The sequence below is a fragment of the Pseudomonas sp. A-RE-22 genome, assembly GCF_019956035.1.
GTDB lineage: Bacteria > Pseudomonadota > Gammaproteobacteria > Pseudomonadales > Pseudomonadaceae > Aquipseudomonas > Aquipseudomonas brassicacearum.
On sequence record NZ_JAHBCZ010000009.1, the window covers coordinates 64,586 to 81,482 of the forward strand.

General features: G+C 60.5%; 12 protein-coding genes and 1 pseudogene. 4 read left to right on the forward strand and 9 right to left on the reverse strand.

Annotated features, from left to right (window positions below):
* Positions 1–20: 20 nt before the first annotated feature.
* From KGA89_RS05550 to treP, 6 genes are all read right to left on the reverse strand, one after another.
* A complete protein-coding gene (locus KGA89_RS05550; RefSeq protein WP_223470859.1) occupies positions 21–2,006 on the reverse strand; it encodes a tetratricopeptide repeat protein in 1,986 nt (661 codons plus the stop codon).
* A 284-nt stretch (positions 2,007–2,290) separates the two neighbouring features.
* Positions 2,291–2,578, reverse strand: coding sequence for a PTS transporter subunit EIIB (locus KGA89_RS05555; RefSeq protein WP_223470860.1), 288 nt, complete (start codon positions 2,576–2,578; stop codon positions 2,291–2,293).
* Between the two features lie 2 nt (positions 2,579–2,580).
* Positions 2,581–5,115, reverse strand: a complete 2,535-nt coding sequence (gene ptsP / locus KGA89_RS05560; RefSeq protein WP_223470861.1) for a phosphoenolpyruvate--protein phosphotransferase — start codon at positions 5,113–5,115, stop codon at positions 2,581–2,583.
* A 74-nt stretch (positions 5,116–5,189) separates the two neighbouring features.
* Positions 5,190–6,413 (reverse strand): maltoporin, encoded by a 1,224-nt coding sequence (locus KGA89_RS05565; RefSeq protein ID WP_223470862.1) that lies wholly within the window; start codon positions 6,411–6,413, stop codon positions 5,190–5,192.
* Between the two features lie 144 nt (positions 6,414–6,557).
* Positions 6,558–8,204 (reverse strand): alpha,alpha-phosphotrehalase, encoded by a 1,647-nt coding sequence (gene treC / locus KGA89_RS05570; protein WP_223470863.1) that lies wholly within the window; start codon positions 8,202–8,204, stop codon positions 6,558–6,560.
* Positions 8,205–8,277: 73 nt separating this feature from the next.
* On the reverse strand, positions 8,278–9,720 hold the full coding sequence (treP, locus tag KGA89_RS05575; protein ID WP_223470864.1) for a PTS system trehalose-specific EIIBC component: 1,443 nt from the start codon (positions 9,718–9,720) through the stop codon (positions 8,278–8,280).
* Positions 9,721–9,964: 244 nt separating this feature from the next.
* On the opposite strand from treP, the gene treR reads away from it, so the two are divergent.
* Positions 9,965–10,669 carry a trehalose operon repressor gene (gene treR, locus KGA89_RS05580; RefSeq protein ID WP_223470865.1) on the forward strand — a complete coding sequence of 235 codons (705 nt, stop codon included), beginning with the start codon at positions 9,965–9,967 and terminating at the stop codon, positions 10,667–10,669.
* A 98-nt stretch (positions 10,670–10,767) separates the two neighbouring features.
* Here the strand turns inward: treR and KGA89_RS05585 are convergent.
* The 3 genes and pseudogenes from KGA89_RS05585 to KGA89_RS05595 form a co-directional block, all read right to left on the reverse strand.
* Positions 10,768–10,992 (reverse strand): annotated as a pseudogene (locus tag KGA89_RS05585) (transcriptional regulator); the annotation flags it as partial.
* 207 nt (positions 10,993–11,199) lie between these two features.
* A complete protein-coding gene (locus tag KGA89_RS05590; RefSeq protein WP_223470867.1) occupies positions 11,200–11,799 on the reverse strand; it encodes an NADPH-dependent F420 reductase in 600 nt (199 codons plus the stop codon).
* A gap of 73 nt (positions 11,800–11,872) precedes the next feature.
* Positions 11,873–12,607 (reverse strand): SDR family NAD(P)-dependent oxidoreductase, encoded by a 735-nt coding sequence (locus KGA89_RS05595; protein ID WP_223470869.1) that lies wholly within the window; start codon positions 12,605–12,607, stop codon positions 11,873–11,875.
* A 114-nt stretch (positions 12,608–12,721) separates the two neighbouring features.
* Between KGA89_RS05595 and KGA89_RS05600 the strand changes: the two genes are divergently transcribed.
* The 3 genes from KGA89_RS05600 to KGA89_RS05610 all read left to right on the forward strand — a co-directional run bounded on the left by KGA89_RS05600 (position 12,722) and on the right by KGA89_RS05610 (position 16,706).
* Positions 12,722–13,084: a winged helix-turn-helix transcriptional regulator gene (locus KGA89_RS05600; RefSeq protein WP_223470870.1), complete on the forward strand. Its 363-nt coding sequence runs from the start codon at positions 12,722–12,724 to the stop codon at positions 13,082–13,084.
* A 215-nt stretch (positions 13,085–13,299) separates the two neighbouring features.
* Positions 13,300–14,139 (forward strand): alpha/beta hydrolase, encoded by an 840-nt coding sequence (locus KGA89_RS05605; protein ID WP_223470871.1) that lies wholly within the window; start codon positions 13,300–13,302, stop codon positions 14,137–14,139.
* Positions 14,140–14,408: 269 nt separating this feature from the next.
* Complete coding sequence (locus KGA89_RS05610) at positions 14,409–16,706, forward strand: autotransporter outer membrane beta-barrel domain-containing protein (RefSeq protein WP_223470872.1); 2,298 nt, start codon at positions 14,409–14,411, stop codon at positions 16,704–16,706.
* Positions 16,707–16,897: the final 191 nt, after the last annotated feature.

Below are 16,897 nucleotides of genomic sequence, written 5' to 3' on the forward strand. Positions count from 1 at the left end.
GTCTCCGAGCGACTTGTCGATCATCCAGCCTCGCTCACCCGCTCCAGCCAGGCCTTGTGCGCAGCACTGGTATCGTCAGGCAGGTGGCGCAGGTAAGCCTGTAGCTCCACCTGCATACCGAACACCTTCCATATCAACGGCGCCAAGCGCGATGCAGGGTTGCCCGCCTGCTCCAACTCGCGCAGCCACTGCAGGCTGCGCTCCTTGTATTCGGCGAGTACGTCCGACTGGTAATCGTGGGCCTTACCCAGCCCGGAGATGTACATCAGCTTGGCGACTTCCACCGTGGGCCAATGAAGGGCCATGTTGAGCGGCCAATCGAGCATGGCACGCTCACCCCACATCGCGGATTTAGGCATGCGGCCGTTCGCCAGCAGCGTCAACATGAAGGCCTGGCCCAGTTCGGTCAGGTAGACCGGCAGGACCTCGGCGGTGGGATGCAGGTAGAACGAATCCACGGGCGTCTCGCGCCTCAGGCCAATGCGCGCAAGCAAGCGCTGCTCAAGGTCGAGTACCAGCGCACCGATATCAGCCTTCACCGCGCTGCCGCTTTCGGTAGTTTGCCTGGTGCGGGTCGCGCAGTCCCAGAGGCTCAGGGAAAGCTGCCATTGGGCTTGATCACCCTCACCCGAACAGCCGATCTCGCCGGTGATGAAGGACTTCATCGTCGGCGGCACGATATCGAAAAGCGCTTGGCCGTCGGCCTCACACCCCGATAGCACCGGGCCGCCGCCTTCCACGATTTGGATATAGCAAGTGCCTACATGGTCGCTCCAGTAGTGCACGGCTTCGGCCAGGTATAGAGGAATCGCGCGCGAGAAGCGTCCCAGTTCATCCTCCCGTTGCGATTCGGCGCGTTCTGCCCCGTCTGTGCTTTTGGACAGCGCGAAGAAACCGATTTCCGATGCCCCTTCCAGTTTCTGCGCGAAGAACCAATCGGCGTTGCGCAAACCGTAGTGCCAGATCGGCTGGCTCAATGCCAACGTCGCGAACTGCAGGCTTTCAGGATCCACCGGCACGCCTTGGGCGTCCTGCTTGTGCATTTGCTGGAAGGCTTGGGCAAACTGGTCGAGCTGGCTTTTGATCGGCGCAAAACCCAGGGCATACAGGCGGGCGAGCAGCGCCTCGCCTTCGGCCGCTTGGCCAAGTTCCTGATAGGCGCGCAGCAAGTTGATACCGGCCATGGGGTCGTGTTTGTGCTCATCGTAGGCGGGCTCGACCAACTCGATGATCAGTGGAATCTGGCCGTTGTTACCCAAGTCGCCCGAGATCATCATCAGCGCGCTGCCGTCGAACGTACCCGCCGTCAGCACCTGCGTGTAAAACACGCGTGCCGATTCGACATCCTTCTGTTCCAGGCAATGACGCGCCAGCCACAAGGGCGCACGCCAACTGCCGGGTAACGCAGCCACGGTACGCAGTGCCTCGAGATAACCCGCCTCGCCGGCCTTTTCCCGCTGAATGGCCGCCCACCACAACAGGCCATTCTCTTGATTCGGGTCGGCTTGAACCGCGTGCCAAAGCGTTTCGTCGGCAAGCGCCTGCTCGCCTCGGTCGCTGAAGACCTTGGCCAGGTTGGTCAGCAAGGTGCCTGTCGCGCCCACTTTCGCCATCCCCGTGCGCAGCGCGTTCTCGGCGGCAGCGAGTTGGCCGTTCTCCAGCAGCACAATGCCCTGGATGACATGGCTGCGCTCGGGATTGCTGTCGATCTCGACCAGTTGTGCCGCGGCCGGGATCAAGTCAGCGACAAAACCATCATTCAAACCCGAGATAATCAGGCTGTAGAGTTCGTCGGCAGAATTCCATTTCTCTCGCAGGTTTGGCAGGAAGACATTGTTGCGCCACTCGTTGCGGGTGATCTGCATCTCACGGCCGTAGCTGTCGTAGACCGTGATCAACTCACTCTCGTCCGGCTGGGGCGGTGGCGCGTCAGTGTGCGCGGAAGAAACCGGTGTCGACGTGCTGGATTTCTTGCCGCTCAGAGCGGACAGGATGCGTTTGAACATAAGGGCAGTGACACCGTTTCTGAGTTTGTCGGCACGGTGTTCTTGGGATGGAAGTTTGCAGTCTTGTTGTGAGCGGCCGACAGCTTTGCGCATTCACTTGCAGAGAGCGACGGACAAACGTGGACAAGCCAAGAGCAACGATGGGGAAGTTGGCATTTAAGCACAATTTAAAACCCGACTTTGTGCAGAGCCTGGGCGTCGATCGTTCCCCCGTGGCGAGGGGATTTATCCCGTTGGGCTGCGCAGCAGCCCCAGAATCGTCTTCGCGGTGTGCCAGCTTCGGTTCAGCCTCGCAAGCCAGTGACCAGATGCACCACACCGTTGTCCAGCGTCATCACGCCTGCCACACCGGCGGCACTCAAGCCCATCCGATCGATCCGCGCCACATCCCGCAGTTCCACCCGCAGCCGCGTCAGTGCCACGGGCTGATGGGTCTTGAGGTTTTCCGCACCGCCCAACGCAGCGATGATGGCCGGCGCCAGCCCATCTACCGAGGCCGGTCGCTTGGGCTCTTCCGGCACCAGGTCCGGGGTCAGGGCTTTCCAGAATGCCTGTTGCAGTTTGTCTAACATGTTCAATGCTCCATGGCCAGGGTGGCCGGGGTGGCCGTGGATGAATGAGTACGCAGGAGGTCACGCACCTGCTCGGCGCTTTCCTGGCCCAGGGCCTGTTGGGCCAGCGTACGGCACTCGCTAAGGTTCCATTCACGCACGCTGGCCTTGATCGCCGGAATCAGCGGCACACTGACCGATAGCTCATCCACGCCCAACCCCAGCAACACCGGCACCGCCAGGGGTTCCGATGCCAGCGCACCACACACCCCGACCCATTTGCCATGGGCACGGGCGGCCTCGGCCGTACGGGCGATCAGGCGCAACACAGAGGGATGCAGGCTGTCGGCCTGGCTGGCCAGGCGTGGGTGATCACGGTCCATGGCCAGGGTGTATTGGGTCAGGTCGTTGGTGCCGATGGAGAAGAAATCGACTTCTGGGGCAAACAGGTCAGCCATCAGCGCCGCCGCCGGCACTTCGATCATGATGCCCAGCTTCGGCGCCTGTTTGAGTCCCAGATGGCGGACCTCTTCGTCCAGCATCTGTCGCGCAAGGCGCAGCTCTGCCAGTTGCGTGACCATGGGCAGCATGATGTGCAGCCGCGCCAGCCCCGAACAGGCGAGAATGGCCCGGAACTGTTCACGCAACAACTGGGGGCGCTCCAGGCACAGGCGAATACCGCGCATGCCGAGGAATGGATTGGCCTCATGAGCCATCGGCACATAGGCCAGCGGTTTGTCCCCGCCCACATCCAGGGTACGTACCACCAGATTGCGCTCCGGCCCCAGGGTCCGGGCGACGGCGCTGTACAGGGCCGCTTGCTCGTCATGGCCAGGAGGGTGTGCGCGATCCAGGTAAAGCAGTTCGGAGCGCAACAGCCCGACACCTTCGCCGCCCAGGCTCATGGCCTGCTCCACGTCCCGCAGCGACCCGACATTGGCACTGACCTCGACTCGATGACCATCAAGGGTGCGAGCCGCCAGGGCCGATTGTTCGAGGTCACGCTGATGCCGCTCGTGCTGCCGGTCACGAGTGGCCTGGAATTGCTCGACCAGGGCTTGATCCGGGTTCACGTGCAGTTTGCCATTGTCGGCGTCCAGCAACACCCGGGTACCGTTATCCAGGGCCAACACGGAGTGCGCCACGCCACACAGCGAGGGCAGGCCCAGCGCACGGGCGAGGATCGCGACATGGCTGGTGGCGCCGCCACCCACGGTGACGAAACCGGCGATGCGTGAAGTGTCGAGGCTGGCGGTCTGGGAGGGCGTCAGTTGCTCGGCCACCAGGATCGCCCGTTCGGGCAGGTTCCAGGCGTTGTCCTGAACCCCCAGGATCAGCTTGAGCACCCGTTGCCCGACGTCGGCCAGGTCCGCTGCGCGCTCGGCCAGCAAAGCGCTGCCCAATTGCTGGAACAGCGCAGCGCTCGCCTCGGTAGCGGTCCTCCAGGCGAATGCCGCGCTCTTGCCCTCGGTGATCAAGGCTTGGGCCTGCTCCAGCAAGGTGGGGTCTTCCAGCAACTCTTGATGGGCGCGAAAAATCTGCGCCTGAACGCTGCCCACCGCCTCGTCCTGCAACGCCTTCAAGGCTTGCGTCGCTTGCTCCAGCCCTTGATCCAGGGCGGCCTGCTCAACCTCGATGCCGGCCCCCTTCTCCTCGATTTCCAACACTTGGGAGGCGACCTGGACCACTTCACCAAACGCCGAACCGGGCGACGCACAGACACCCCGCAGCCGGCCAGGTATCGATGGCTCGTCGGTGACGGTCGGCGCCGGCGTCAGCGGCGCTTGCACCGTTTCGCCGCACCCCGACAACAGCAAATGTTCCAACGCTTCGATGGCCTGTCCGGCCTGAGGGCCGGCGGCGCTGATCTGCACACTGTCGCCCTTGGCCGTCTGCAACGCCATGATCGCGACCAGTGATTTGGCATTGGCGCCGGCTTGCTGCTTATGCAGTTGGATATTGGCATCAAACCCCTTGGCCACCTGGGCGAACACCGCGGCAGGACGGGCATGCAGGCCACTTTCATTGGGCACGATCAGCGGCTTGGAAAACAGCACCGAGCCCTGCTGCGCCTCGTCGACAGGCCCCTGTTCCGCTGGGCACACACGCAACAACGGAGCACCACTCTCGATACAGCTCGCCCCGTCCCCGAGCAGGCTGAAGGGTTCACCGCTGACCACCAGCATCAGCGTCAACAGGCTGCGCGCATGCAGGGCGATGTAATCGGCATCGAAATCGATCAGCGGCTGGCCGGCCTCGACCCGTTGCCCCATTGTCACCCGCGAGGTGAACCCCTTGCCCGCCAGATTGACCGTGTCCAGGCCAATATGCATCAGCACCTGGACGCCGTTGTCAGCGGTGACACTCACCGCATGGGCGCTGTCCTGAAGCGTGCCGATGACACCGGACAGCGGTGCGCAAAGGGTCTGCGAGGTCGGATCGATGCAGATGCCATCCCCCACTACTCGGCTGGAGAAGACTGGATCCGGCACGCTGTCCAAGGGCATCAAGACCCCGGACAGCGGTGCGAGCAATTGCAAAGGTTGCGTTGTGTTCATGAGGCTTCACCTGCTGCTGTCTGTTCTTTTTGGCATCGCGGGCACGCAGAGATCAGCGACCCGCGCTACACGGGTCATTTCCACCAGTATTCGACTTGCAGGCCCACGTTGGAACCATGCCGCGCACCGCCAAATACACCGGTGTCCGACAGCGCCGAACCGGCTGCCAGTTCATTGGCAGCACGCTTGGCCGCCTCGTTCCAACTGGCGTAGGTGTAGTAGAGGCGTATTTCCGGGCGAGCCCAGAATTCCGGGCCCTTGGGCGACCAGGTGGGCGCAAAGGTGAATTTGCTCAGCTTGCGAGTTCCACCGCTGGCCTGAACCTGGTCATGGCCCAGTTCGGCCACCAGCTTGAACTGATCGGTGATGGCGTATGCCGGGCGAACCCCCAACGACAGCCAGTCCTGGTCAGCACCATCGGGGCGGATGTCCTTCTGGTACACCGCTTGCACCTGCCCACCGAAACGTGGCGTGACCTGCCAATCGAAAAACTCCACCAGACGATAACTCTTATTGCTGTCGTCCAATCCGGTGTCGCCGGTATAACCCAGCCCGGTGCCGGGCCCCTCGCCATATTGCAAGGCCAGTTTATTCTTCCCACCCAGGAAGTCCTGTTGCACATGCTGGGCGGTCAGGGCCCAGCCGCGATGGGCGTCGCGACGGTCCGCCCGGTCGATGAAGCTCAGGCCAAACTCCAACTCGCCACCGGGGTTGGCCTTGAAACCGGCGACGTTGAAGTCATGCCGGTTGACCGGGTCTTTCTGGTAGAGGTTGTCCTTGCGCGAGAAGGCGTAGCTGTATTTCAACCCGCCGATCAGCACGTCCTCGATCCCGCCACCGGTAGCACTCTGGTTCCAGTAGTAGAAATCCGAGATATGGATGTCGTTACGTTTGTAGTAACGCCGACCGGCCCACAGCGACCCGCCGTTCAGGCTGGGCATGTTCGACCATTGGGCATACATCTGCGGCATGCGCGCCGAGCCGTTTTCACCCTGGAAAGTCGGCGTGCGGTCATAGCGGTTGTACAGCGACGCCATGCCGTCCACGCTCAACACCGAGCCATCGTCGAGGGTGAAAAGATCCTGGCGCAGTTCCAGTTCCCCGTACTGCTCGCATTCATTGCCCAACCGATATTTAGTCTGCGCCCCGGGCAACTGGAAGCAGGATTGTGAACGGCCATTGGTCGCGCTGCCGACGCCGCTGCGCAGATAACCGGAAAACTCCAGGGCCTGAACCGGGAACGGCAGCGCCAGGCAGATACAGGACGCGGCAAGGCCACGGTTTATTATTGTTTTCATACGCCTCTCCATTATTTCTTATTGTTTTTTTTGCTCCATGACTTCCCCCCTTAGCCGCCATTTGGCTGACGACAAAGGGCCCACGATGCGTCTGGCGCAACGTGTTCGCTGTCAGGCATTGCCTGGGTCAGGGGAAGTTTTTATTCAGTCGCTCAGGTGCAACACAAACGACTCGTAAGGCCGCAAGCGCAGCCGTCGGTATCGGTGTTCGCCGGCCTCGTAGTTGCCGATCACCCAGCGTTGTTTCGTATCATGGGTGAGGACCCCTTCGGGCAGTTCCACCTCGCAGTCGCCTCCATAAAAATGGCTGACCACCAACAGGCGCTCGCCTTGCCCTTCGCGCAGGTACGCCCACACGTGTGGATGTTCGGGCAATAGCAGGCGGTAGACGCCGTCCTGGATCAAGACTTCGCTGCGGCGCAGGGCGATCAATTGACGGTAGTAATGCAGCACCGAGGTCGGGTCTTGCTGTTGCTGCTCGACGTTGATGAACGCGGCGTTGGCGGGCACGCCGATCCAGGGTTCGGCCCGGCTGAAACCCGCGTTCGGCCCGGCATTCCACTGCATCGGCGTGCGCCCGTTGTCACGGGATTTCTGCATGATCGGCGCCATGGCGTCGGCCTCCGACACCCCGGCGTTGCGCTTGAGACGATAGATGTTCAGGGTTTCCACATCGCGATACTGCTCGATGTGCTCGAAGCCCGGATTGGTCATCCCCAACTCCTCGCCCTGGTACACGAACGGGGTGCCCTGGAGAAAGTGCAACGCCGTGGCGAGCATCTTCGCCGAAGGCTCGCGGTACTCGCCGTCATCACCGAACCGCGACACCACCCGCGGCTGGTCATGGTTACACCAGAACAGCGCATTCCAACCGTCACCGGCCTGCATGCCGACTTGCCAGTCGGACAGGATGCGTTTGAGTTCAAGAAAATCGAAGTCGGCCCGCACCCACTTTTGCAGGTTCGGGTAGTCCACCTTCAAGTGATGGAAATTGAACGTCATCGACAGTTCACGGGACGCCGGGCACGAATAACGAACACAGTGTTCGAGGCTGGTGGACGACATCTCGCCGACGTTGATCAGGTCGAACCCCTCGAAGACTTCCCGATGCATTTCCTGCAGGTAGCGATGCACGTTAGGACCGTCGGTATAAAAACGCCGGCCATCGGTATGGTCGTCAGGGAAGTCGGCCGGCTTGGAGATCAGGTTGATCACATCGAGACGAAAGCCCCCCACCCCCTTGTCCCGCCAGAAACGCATCATCTTGAACACTTCGGCGCGCACCTGGGGGTTGTCCCAGTTCAGGTCGGCCTGGGTGTGGTCGAACAGGTGCAGGTAATACTGGCCGGTCTGCGCTTCGTACTCCCAGGCCGAGCCGCCGAACTTGGATTCCCAGTTGTTCGGCTGGTCCCGCCAGATATAGAAATCGCGGTACGGGTTGTCGAGGCTGCTGCGGGCGGCCTGGAACCAGGGATGTTCGATGGAGGTGTGATTGACCACGATGTCGAGCATCAGCTTGATACCGCGCTTGCTCGCTTCGGTAATCAATAATTCGCAATCGGCCATGGTGCCGTAGCTGGGGTCGATGGCGTAGTAGTCGCTGATGTCATAGCCGTTGTCCCGTTGCGGCGAACGCAGGAACGGTGTCAGCCACAGGAAATCCACACCCAGCCAGTGCAGGTAGTCGAGCTTGTCCACCACCCCTCGCAAATCACCGGTGGCCTGGCCGCCATGGCTGTAGAAACTTTTTGGATAAATCTGGTAGATCACTGAGCGTTGCCAGTCTTGCATGGCGAAATTCCTTCGTTCTGTTTGGTACTGGCCCTGCGGGCCTTATCGCGGGCAAGCCCGGCTCCCACAGGTGTCAGGCCACCCGATACCCTGGCCGGACGATCTTCATGCTCAACGCGCAGGTCAGGGCAAAGGGCACGCTCATGGCGATGACCATGCCGACCACGAACATCGGTATGTAATCGGGCACGATCGAAATGAAACCCGGCAGGCCCCCGACGCCAATCGCCGAGGCCTTGATCTTGTTCAGCGACAGGAAAATGCAGCCCAGGGCCGAGCCGGCCAGCGCGCAATAGAAAGGGAATTTGTAGCGCAGGTTGACGCCGAACATTGCCGGCTCGGTGATGCCGAAATAAGCGGAAATCGCCGACGTGGACGCCATGCTCTTGTCCCGCGCATTACGGGTCATGTAGAACACCGCCAGCGCCGCGCTGCCCTGGGCCAGGTTGGACATGACGATCATCGGCCAGATGAAGGTGCCACCCTGGGTCGAGATCAATTGCAGGTCCACCGCCAGGAACATGTGGTGCATGCCGGTGACCACCAGCGGCGCATAGAGCAGGCCGAAAATCGCCCCGCCAATCACCGGCGCCAGGTCGAACAGCGCCACCATGCCTTCGGTAATCAGGATGCCCAGGTGCCGGGTGACCGGACCGATGATGGCAAGGGCCAGTACACCGGTGATTACGATGGTGGTGATGGGGATCACGAGCAACTGGATGGCGTTGGGCACCCTGGCCCGCAACCATCGCTCGATCACGCTCATGACATAGGCCGCCAGCAGGATCGGCAGGATCTGCCCCTGGTAGCCGACTTTCTCGATCCGGAACCAGCCGAAGATGTCGAAGTACGGCAGGCTCTGGCCTTCCAGCCCCGCCACGGCCTTGCCGTAGTTCCAGGCGTTGAGCAGGTCCGGGTGGACGAGCATCAGGCCCAGCACGATGCCAAGGATCTCACTGCCGCCGAAACGCTTGGCCGCCGACCAGCCCACCAGGGCCGGGAGAAAGACGAAGGAGGTATTGGCCATGAGGTTGATCAGGCTCCAGACGCCATCCAGGTTCGGAAAGGCATCGAGCAACGTCTGCCCGGCAATGAACATGCCCTTGGCACCCAACAGGTTGTTGACGCCCATCAGCAGGCCGGCGATCACCAGCGCAGGCAGGATGGGCATGAAGACATCGGACAGTACCCGCACCAGGCGCTGCATGCCGTTGCCCTTCTGCGCGCCCTGGCGCTTGACGTCGGCAATGGTCGCGGCGGCCAGGCCCGTCAGCTCGCGCAGGGCGGCATAGACCTTTTCCACCTCGCCCGGGCCGATGACCACCTGGAACAGGCCACCGGTAAAAAACGAACCCTTGACCAGGTCGATCTGGTTCAGCGTGGCACTGTCCACCCGGGCCGCGTCCTTGAGGGACAGGCGCAGGCGCGTCACGCAATGGGCAGCCTGCTCGATATTGTCGACGCCACCCAAGCTTTGCAGCAGCTCGCTGGCGATTTTGGAGTAATCGTGGCTCATGCTTTTTTCTTCCGCGTCATTCTTGTTATTGAGAGTCGACAGCACGTGGAAGAGAAATTACTCGTCTGTACGAGTTAAATCAACAACTCGTACAGACGAGTTTTGTTTTTGTTTATGATAAGCCTCCGAAAACCGGGAAACGTCCTACGCTCCTGTCGTCAAATGACGACAGCCGAATGGACAACTCCCCCACTTGGCCCGTAAGGTTCCGCCCCGGTGAACAGCGCGGTACAGAGCCCTCTCCATGAGCAAATACAACCAGATCTACAACGATCTGCTGACCAGCATTACCACCGAACGCCTGGAGCGAGGCGCTCGTCTGCCCTCCGAAACCGAACTGATGGACAGCTATCAGGCCAGCCGTGGCACGGTGCGCAAGGCCATCGAACAACTCCAGGAGCGCGGCTTCGCCCAGAAGATCCATGGCAAGGGCACCTTCGTGCTGTCGACCCAGCCCATCGAATTCCAGCTCGGCGGCATCGTCAGCTTCCAGGAGACCTACCCGCGCCTGGGCAACGATGTCAGTACCGAAGTGGTCGAGTTCAGCCAGTTGCCGTTGGAAGGAGCGCTGCTCGAACACTTCAAGGCCCCCGCAGGGAGCCCGATCACCCGCATCAAGCGGGTCCGGCGAATCGACGGCAAGCGCGTGATCCTGGACATCAACCACTTCGTCAGCGACGTGATCCCCGGCCTGACCCGCGACATCGCCATGCAGTCGATCTACGCCTTCATCGAACAGACCCTGCACCTGCAAATCGCCTACGCCCAGCGCACCATCGAAGCAGTCCGCTGCGGCAAGGACGACCAGCAACACCTGGACCTCGACGGCCAGAGCCATGTGATCGTGGTGAGTAACCAGACCTTTCTTCAGGACGGCCGGCAGTTCGAGTACACCGAATCGCGGCATACGCTGGACAAGTTTTATTTTTCGGATGTGGCGCGGCGGTGAAGTCGGCGGTGCCCTGAATGGCGGCGACGACATGCTTCAGTGGTTCGACTAAGCCGTAGTTTCCGTTGGGACGTTGGTTGCCCACTGCGTCACGAATGCATCAGTTTGGCCGACGGCACCGCGCGACGGACGTCACCCAGAGCGCTAAGCACTGCCTTCGCCGCATCTGGAGCATCACGAGTGTATTCAAGCGCCAGCCGACCAGACTGACCAATGCCTACCAGAGCATCGTCGCAGCCAGCTTCACCCAATCGCTCGACCAGCTCATCCGAGTCACGGTTATCTTCAACAAACTGATATTTCAAGGTAAAGGTATATTCCATTGTTCTGTTCCTCAGCATCGTTATGCGACAGCGTTTCGCGAGGCATGCCGGCGAAGCTCCCGTTTGGATCTCGCCGTTCGACGATAAGTATTTCTCGACGCCCGTTGAGGCGGGGAATCGTAGCGAAAGATGACTGAACCGCCTGGTGACACAGCCACGCTGTGGCGAGAGGGCACGCTCCCTCGCCACGGTTGCGTTCACGATTTATCAGTCGAACTTGACCAAGTCCTTGAAGATCAGTTGACCCCAGCTATTGCCGCGAGCCTGCACAAGCAGCCCACCTTCCGAAAGCCCGCCCAGCTTGATCGGCGAAAAACCGAGATTTTTCGCAAGCGCGCCAACCTCCGCTGCGGCATCGTCATCGTCGCTCGCCAGGAATACGACGCGCCTGCCACCCTGTACGGCCGGATCCTGGCCAAGCACGGCAGCGGCCAAATGGTTGAAGCCCTTGACCAGTCTTGCACCGACGAAGGTCTGCGCGACGACCTTGGAGGACGGTTGCCCTCTAAGCTCCTCAGGGGACACGCCGTAGGCATTGGTCACATCGATGAGGGTCTTGCCCTCCCAGGTCGGAAGCGCCCTGGCGACATCCCGGTGCGACTCGAAACGGACGGCCAAAAAGATAACGTCCGCCTTGACGGCTTGCGCCAATGTTTGGGGAATGATCTCGGGGCCGATCGCGGCCGCATCGGCGGCAAAGCTTTCCGGCTCGCGAGTGGTTGCAACGCAGACTTCGATGCCGCTTCGGGCGAACGCCTTGGCGAGCGCCTGGCCGATCTTGCCGAAGCCAATAATTGCGTAGCTCATATATTTTCCTCAGGTTTACCACGCCCTACGGGCTCCGAATGATCGAACCGAGTGACCGCCCGGGCGCAACGAGTCAGATTTGCGCCAGGCCACCGTCGACGGCGACCTCGCTGGCGGTCATGAAGCTGCTGTCCGGCGATGCGAGAAAGGCGGCCACCGCTCCGATCTCCGCCGGATCGGCCATACGCTGGAGCGGATTCATCGAGGCGAAGACCTTCATGCCGTCCTCACCCAGCGCCGCCTTCGCCAGTTCGGTCGCCGTCGGCCCAGGCGACAGCACGTTCACTCGGATGCCGCTGCCCTTCAGGTCCTCTGCCCAGGTCCGCGCCAGATTGCGCACTGCCGCCTTGCTCGCGCTGTAGACGCTGAATGCCGGGGCGCCCGTGGTGCCCGCACTGGATCCGGTCAGGATGATCGAACCGCCCTCGCCCATCAGCGGCAGGGCCTTCTGCACCGTGAATATCAAGCCCTTCACATTGGTCTCGAAGATTTCGTCGATGTGCTCGGCGGTGATCTCGCCAAGGGCAAGCGGGCTTCCCGCCCCGGCATTGGCGAAGACGACGTCGAGGGTTCCGCGCTCGGCCTTCACCGCCGCGTAGAGTCGGTCGAGGTCGGCCTGGTCGGAGACCGAGCCCTTCACCGCACGGGCATTGGGCCCAAGCTCAGCCACAGCGGCGTCAAGCGCTTCCTGTCGGCGGCCGAAGATAAAGACAAACGCGCCCTCCTCGATGAAGCGCTTTGCTGCGGCGCGGCCGATGCCGGTAGCGCCGCCAGTGATCACCGCAGTCTTTCCATTCAGTCTGGTCATGTCGTGCATCCTTCGTTGGAGTGATATGCAAGCAGGGAACTGTTTGCTTGAGAACGAGGATGCAGCCCTGATAACCTAAGGACAAGTATGCACCTTTTGGTAAGTATCCAAAAAATGACCCAATCTACTGAAATCTGCGACACCGGCTGCGGGCTCAACGCCACGCTTCGCATCATCTCGGGCAAGTGGAAACCGCTGGTCCTGTTTTTTCTGCGCGACGGCCCGAAGCGCTACGGCGAGCTCAAGCGCTTGATCCCCGGCGTCAGCGACAAGGTGCTGATCCAGCAGTTGAAAGACCTGGAAGCCGATCACGTGCTGGCGCGGACCGACTACAAGGAGGTGCCGCCGCGCGTGGACTACGCACTGACTCCGCTCGGTCGCAGCCTGGCCGAGGCAATCGTCCCGCTATGTACTTGGGGGACCGAGAATGCGGCGCAAATGGCGAGCATCTTCGCCAAACGCGACGCTTTGCCCTAGAAACTGCCTGAACCCAAAAACAAAAAAGCCCGCAATCCAGCGGGCTTCAGGGTGTTTCATGCTAGTGACTGCCGATGAGTGCCGGATGCCCAATCATCGCTACTCTGTCATCACCAGACAATTTCACCCATTGCCAAGACGTGTTGTGACATACGATGAGTAGATGCTTTCCCTGTCGCCGGACATCGGCCTGCTTCTATAAAATCTGGATGGTGATGATCAGCGCGCTTCTCATCGCCTGCCAATCGCCGCGCGAGGCACTGCAACAACTGGCTGAAGAGCACGGCCGACAATTGGAGGTCCTGCCGGGACACGCCTTCCCCCTTCTCATACTTGCGCCGCAAACTACAGAAAAGATAACTCGCCTGCGTGTCTATCTGGAAGGCGATGGCCATTCCTGGGCGACGGCCACTCAACCCAGCCTGGATCCGAGCCCGCACAATCTGTTAGTGCCACGGCTGGCGGTCGATGATCCGACACCGAATGCGTACCTGGCACGCCCCTGCCAGTTCGTCGTGGCCGCAAACTGTCAATCAGCACTCTGGACCAATCGACGATTCTCCCAGGAAGTGGTCACCCGCCTCAGCCAGGCGCTGGACCAATTAAAACAGCGATATGGCAACAGGGAGTTCGAACTGGTGGGGTATTCAGGTGGCGCCGCTCTCGCATTATTGTTAGCGGCGCAGCGCAATGATGTTACCCAGGTGCAAACCCTTGCTGGCAATCTCAGTCCTCGTCTATGGGCGACGATGAAAGGACTGTCGCCACTCGACGGTTCACTGGATCCGCTGGACTTTCGTAATCGACTCGCCTTATTACCCCAGCGTCATCTCATCGCAGAAGCAGACCAGATTATTCCAGGTAGTTTGGCTGATAGGTACCAACAGGCGCTTGGCTCGCCCCTCTCCCAATGCGTCCATGTATCAGGAGCAAGCCATGATAAGGGCTGGGAAGCGACATGGAACCAATGGGTTAGAATTCCGTTGGCACATGAGAATCCTCAGATTAAGGGTGGGCAGGTCCGTTTAAAAACATCCGAATACCATTTCCCCTAGTGCCTGGCCCGGGCGCGACCGCAACGGCGACCCTGAAGTTCCGCTTATTGTTGAATAATCCCGTAAAGCCGCAAAAAACAACTGTAGCGTCGCATTTTTCAGCTTTTTCTTCGTCATTGATTCTTTTTATGATGAATTGTCCTACAAGCATCGTGTAAATTTGCCCGCGCTTGAATCAGCACTTCACTGACAAGCTGGCAGGGATGCCTAAAACGGACGCTGACGCGTGGGTTGTTCCCTGTCAGTTTCTGCCCTGTAAGGATACTGCCTTGAACATTTCCCACCTGCGCCGCTCGTTGTTGGCGCTGTCCGTCGCGGCTACCACTGCCACGGTCCATGCCGCCCCCGCACTCGACCTCAACCACGACCTGAGCACAGGGGCTTACAGCAGCTCCGATGATGTTTTCAATAACGCCACCTTCACCGGGACGTCGCAAAACGCTGGTGTAGAGTTGACCGACGTGACCCTGGCGGGCAACCTGGTCAACCAGGGCAAAATCAACCTGACGGCTGCGAACTCCAGCGACATCCCGGCCGGTATCTCCATGACCCTCAATTCCACCGTCGCTGGCGATCTGGTCAATAATGGCGACATTACGGTGAGCGGCAACGGCGCCATGGGGCTGGACCTGTATCTGGCGAATATCGCCGGTGAAGTGAACAACAACGGCAACATCACTGTGACTGGCGAAAATGCCAATGGCATGATGATCACCTCGACCCAGGCGCGCATCAATAACTCGGGCACTATCACCGCTCGCGGCATCGACTCTGCGGGGATCGAGATCGAGAACGCTCACTTTACCGGTCAGATGACAGGTGCCCCCTTCAAGAGTGATATCAACAACAGCGGAACTATCTCCGCCGACGGAGTCGGTATCCATTTTCTCAGCCTGGCCCCCCCCGGCAATATGTTCTCCATCACGCAGACAAATGGCCTGATCGAGGGCGGTACCGCAGCGATTCTGGCGGACGACAATGCATCTTTCTCGTATTTTTACTGGCAAGGAGGGCAAGTAAAGGGTGACGTGCTGGGCCTCAGTGGTGTGCTGGTGCAAGGGGACGCGATGTTCGATGGCTCGACCATCCGCGCCGGTTACGTCGATATCGGCGATGGTCGCCTGACTCTGCTTCGTCCGCAGACTACGATTGCGGGCGACCTCGACATGGACAGCGAAACTGCGCGCTTGCGCCTGCTGCTGGATAACAACACACAGCCCAACACGCCGATCCTGAAAGTCACCGGCAATACCTACTTCTCTCCAGGCAGCCAGATCGAACTGCAGGCTCGCTCCGACGACTTCCGCACCTCGGCCCAGGGCACCCGCTACACCCTCATCAACTCTGGCACTTGGGAAGAACCGCAGAACCTGTCCGTGGTCTCCTCCTCGGCGCTGCTTGAGGTGAGAAATTTCGGTATTGAAGGCCAGGACGTAAAAGCACTGGTTGCCACCCGCAGTGATGAGGTGATCACGCAAGACCTGCTGGGTGCCCGTGGTTCGCGCAACGCGGTGAACGCCATCAATCCGTTCAAGAATACGGTCATGGGCCAGCTGGACGAAAGCGACCCGGTATTCCAGCGTTTCGCCAACGCCGCCACCAGTGAAGACCTGGCCAAACTTGCCGAAACACTGACCCCGGACGTCAGCCGTGGGGCGATCAACGCCGCCACCAACAGTCAGAACCTGGTCGCAGGTGCCATCAACCACCGCGCCAGCAAAGCGCGTAGCGGTCTGTCCTCTGGTGACGTCCTGGCAGAACAAGGTGTATGGCTGCAAGCGCTGTCCAGCGATGCCAACCAGGACCGCCGCCACGGTATCGACGGCTATGACGCCAACACCAACGGCATCGCCGTGGGTGCTGACGGCAAGCTCAATGCAGATACCACTGTAGGCTTGGCTTACAGCTACCTGACCAGCGACGTCAAATCCGACCAGGGCAACAAAACCGACGTCAGCGGCCATGCACTGACCCTGTACGGCAACTGGTCCCGTGACAACTTCTTTGTCGATACCTCGCTGATGTATGGCTGGAACGACAACGAGTCCAAACGCTACATCGCCGGTACCCGCGCCAAGGCTGACTACGACAGTGAGATCTTCGGCGTCAACGCACTGGCTGGCTATACATTCCATCTCGACAAGCAGTGGCTGCTGGAGCCACAGATCGGTGCGCGCTATGCCAACGTATCGATGGATTCGTACCGTGAAAAAGGTAGCTCAGCCGCCCTCAACGTCGGCAGCCAGCGCTATGAAATCGGCGAAATGGGCCTGGGCGCTCGTCTGGCGGCCGCTTTTGACGTAGGTGTGGGCAGCCTGGAACCGGAAGCCAAGCTGATGGCCTGGCACGATTTCATCGGCGACAAGGCCGGCACCACCTCCACCTTCGTGCTCGGCGGTACCCCGTTCACCACCACAGGCGCAACACCGGCACGCGACAGCTACGAGCTGGGACTGGGCGCGAACTACCGCATGAGCGCGTGGAGCGTGGGAGGGACGTACAACTACCTGACCAGCAGTGGTTTCAACGCAGACACCTTCACTGCGAACGTGCGTTACGACTTCTGATCAACGCCTTCGCCTGAAACAACAAAACCCGTCAATGCGGGTTTTGTTGTTTCAGGCTGAGGGTAAAGCCCGTAAGCGCCTGGCGTCGCTGAATCAAAACCGCCCCAGACCGTAACTGCCTCTGCGCAGAAAAGCGCTATCGATACCCTGTCGGCACTACTCTACCGAACAGGGAACAGAGCGTACAGACA

Bases quoted from the DNA above. Each gene is read 5' to 3' on its own strand.
- treC (WP_223470863.1), bottom strand. From the start codon at position 8,204: ATGCAAGACTGGCAACGCTCAGTGATCTACCAGATTTATCCAAAAAGT.
- KGA89_RS05595 (WP_223470869.1), bottom strand. From the start codon at position 12,607: ATGACCAGACTGAATGGAAAGACTGCGGTGATCACTGGCGGCGCTACC.
- KGA89_RS05555 (WP_223470860.1), bottom strand. From the start codon at position 2,578: ATGTTAGACAAACTGCAACAGGCATTCTGGAAAGCCCTGACCCCGGAC.
- ptsP (WP_223470861.1), bottom strand. From the start codon at position 5,115: ATGAACACAACGCAACCTTTGCAATTGCTCGCACCGCTGTCCGGGGTC.
- KGA89_RS05565 (WP_223470862.1), bottom strand. From the start codon at position 6,413: ATGAAAACAATAATAAACCGTGGCCTTGCCGCGTCCTGTATCTGCCTG.
- KGA89_RS05600 (WP_223470870.1), top strand. From the start codon at position 12,722: ATGACCCAATCTACTGAAATCTGCGACACCGGCTGCGGGCTCAACGCC.
- KGA89_RS05550 (WP_223470859.1), bottom strand. From the start codon at position 2,006: ATGTTCAAACGCATCCTGTCCGCTCTGAGCGGCAAGAAATCCAGCACG.
- treR (WP_223470865.1), top strand. From the start codon at position 9,965: ATGAGCAAATACAACCAGATCTACAACGATCTGCTGACCAGCATTACC.
- KGA89_RS05590 (WP_223470867.1), bottom strand. From the start codon at position 11,799: ATGAGCTACGCAATTATTGGCTTCGGCAAGATCGGCCAGGCGCTCGCC.
- treP (WP_223470864.1), bottom strand. From the start codon at position 9,720: ATGAGCCACGATTACTCCAAAATCGCCAGCGAGCTGCTGCAAAGCTTG.
- KGA89_RS05605 (WP_223470871.1), top strand. From the start codon at position 13,300: ATGATCAGCGCGCTTCTCATCGCCTGCCAATCGCCGCGCGAGGCACTG.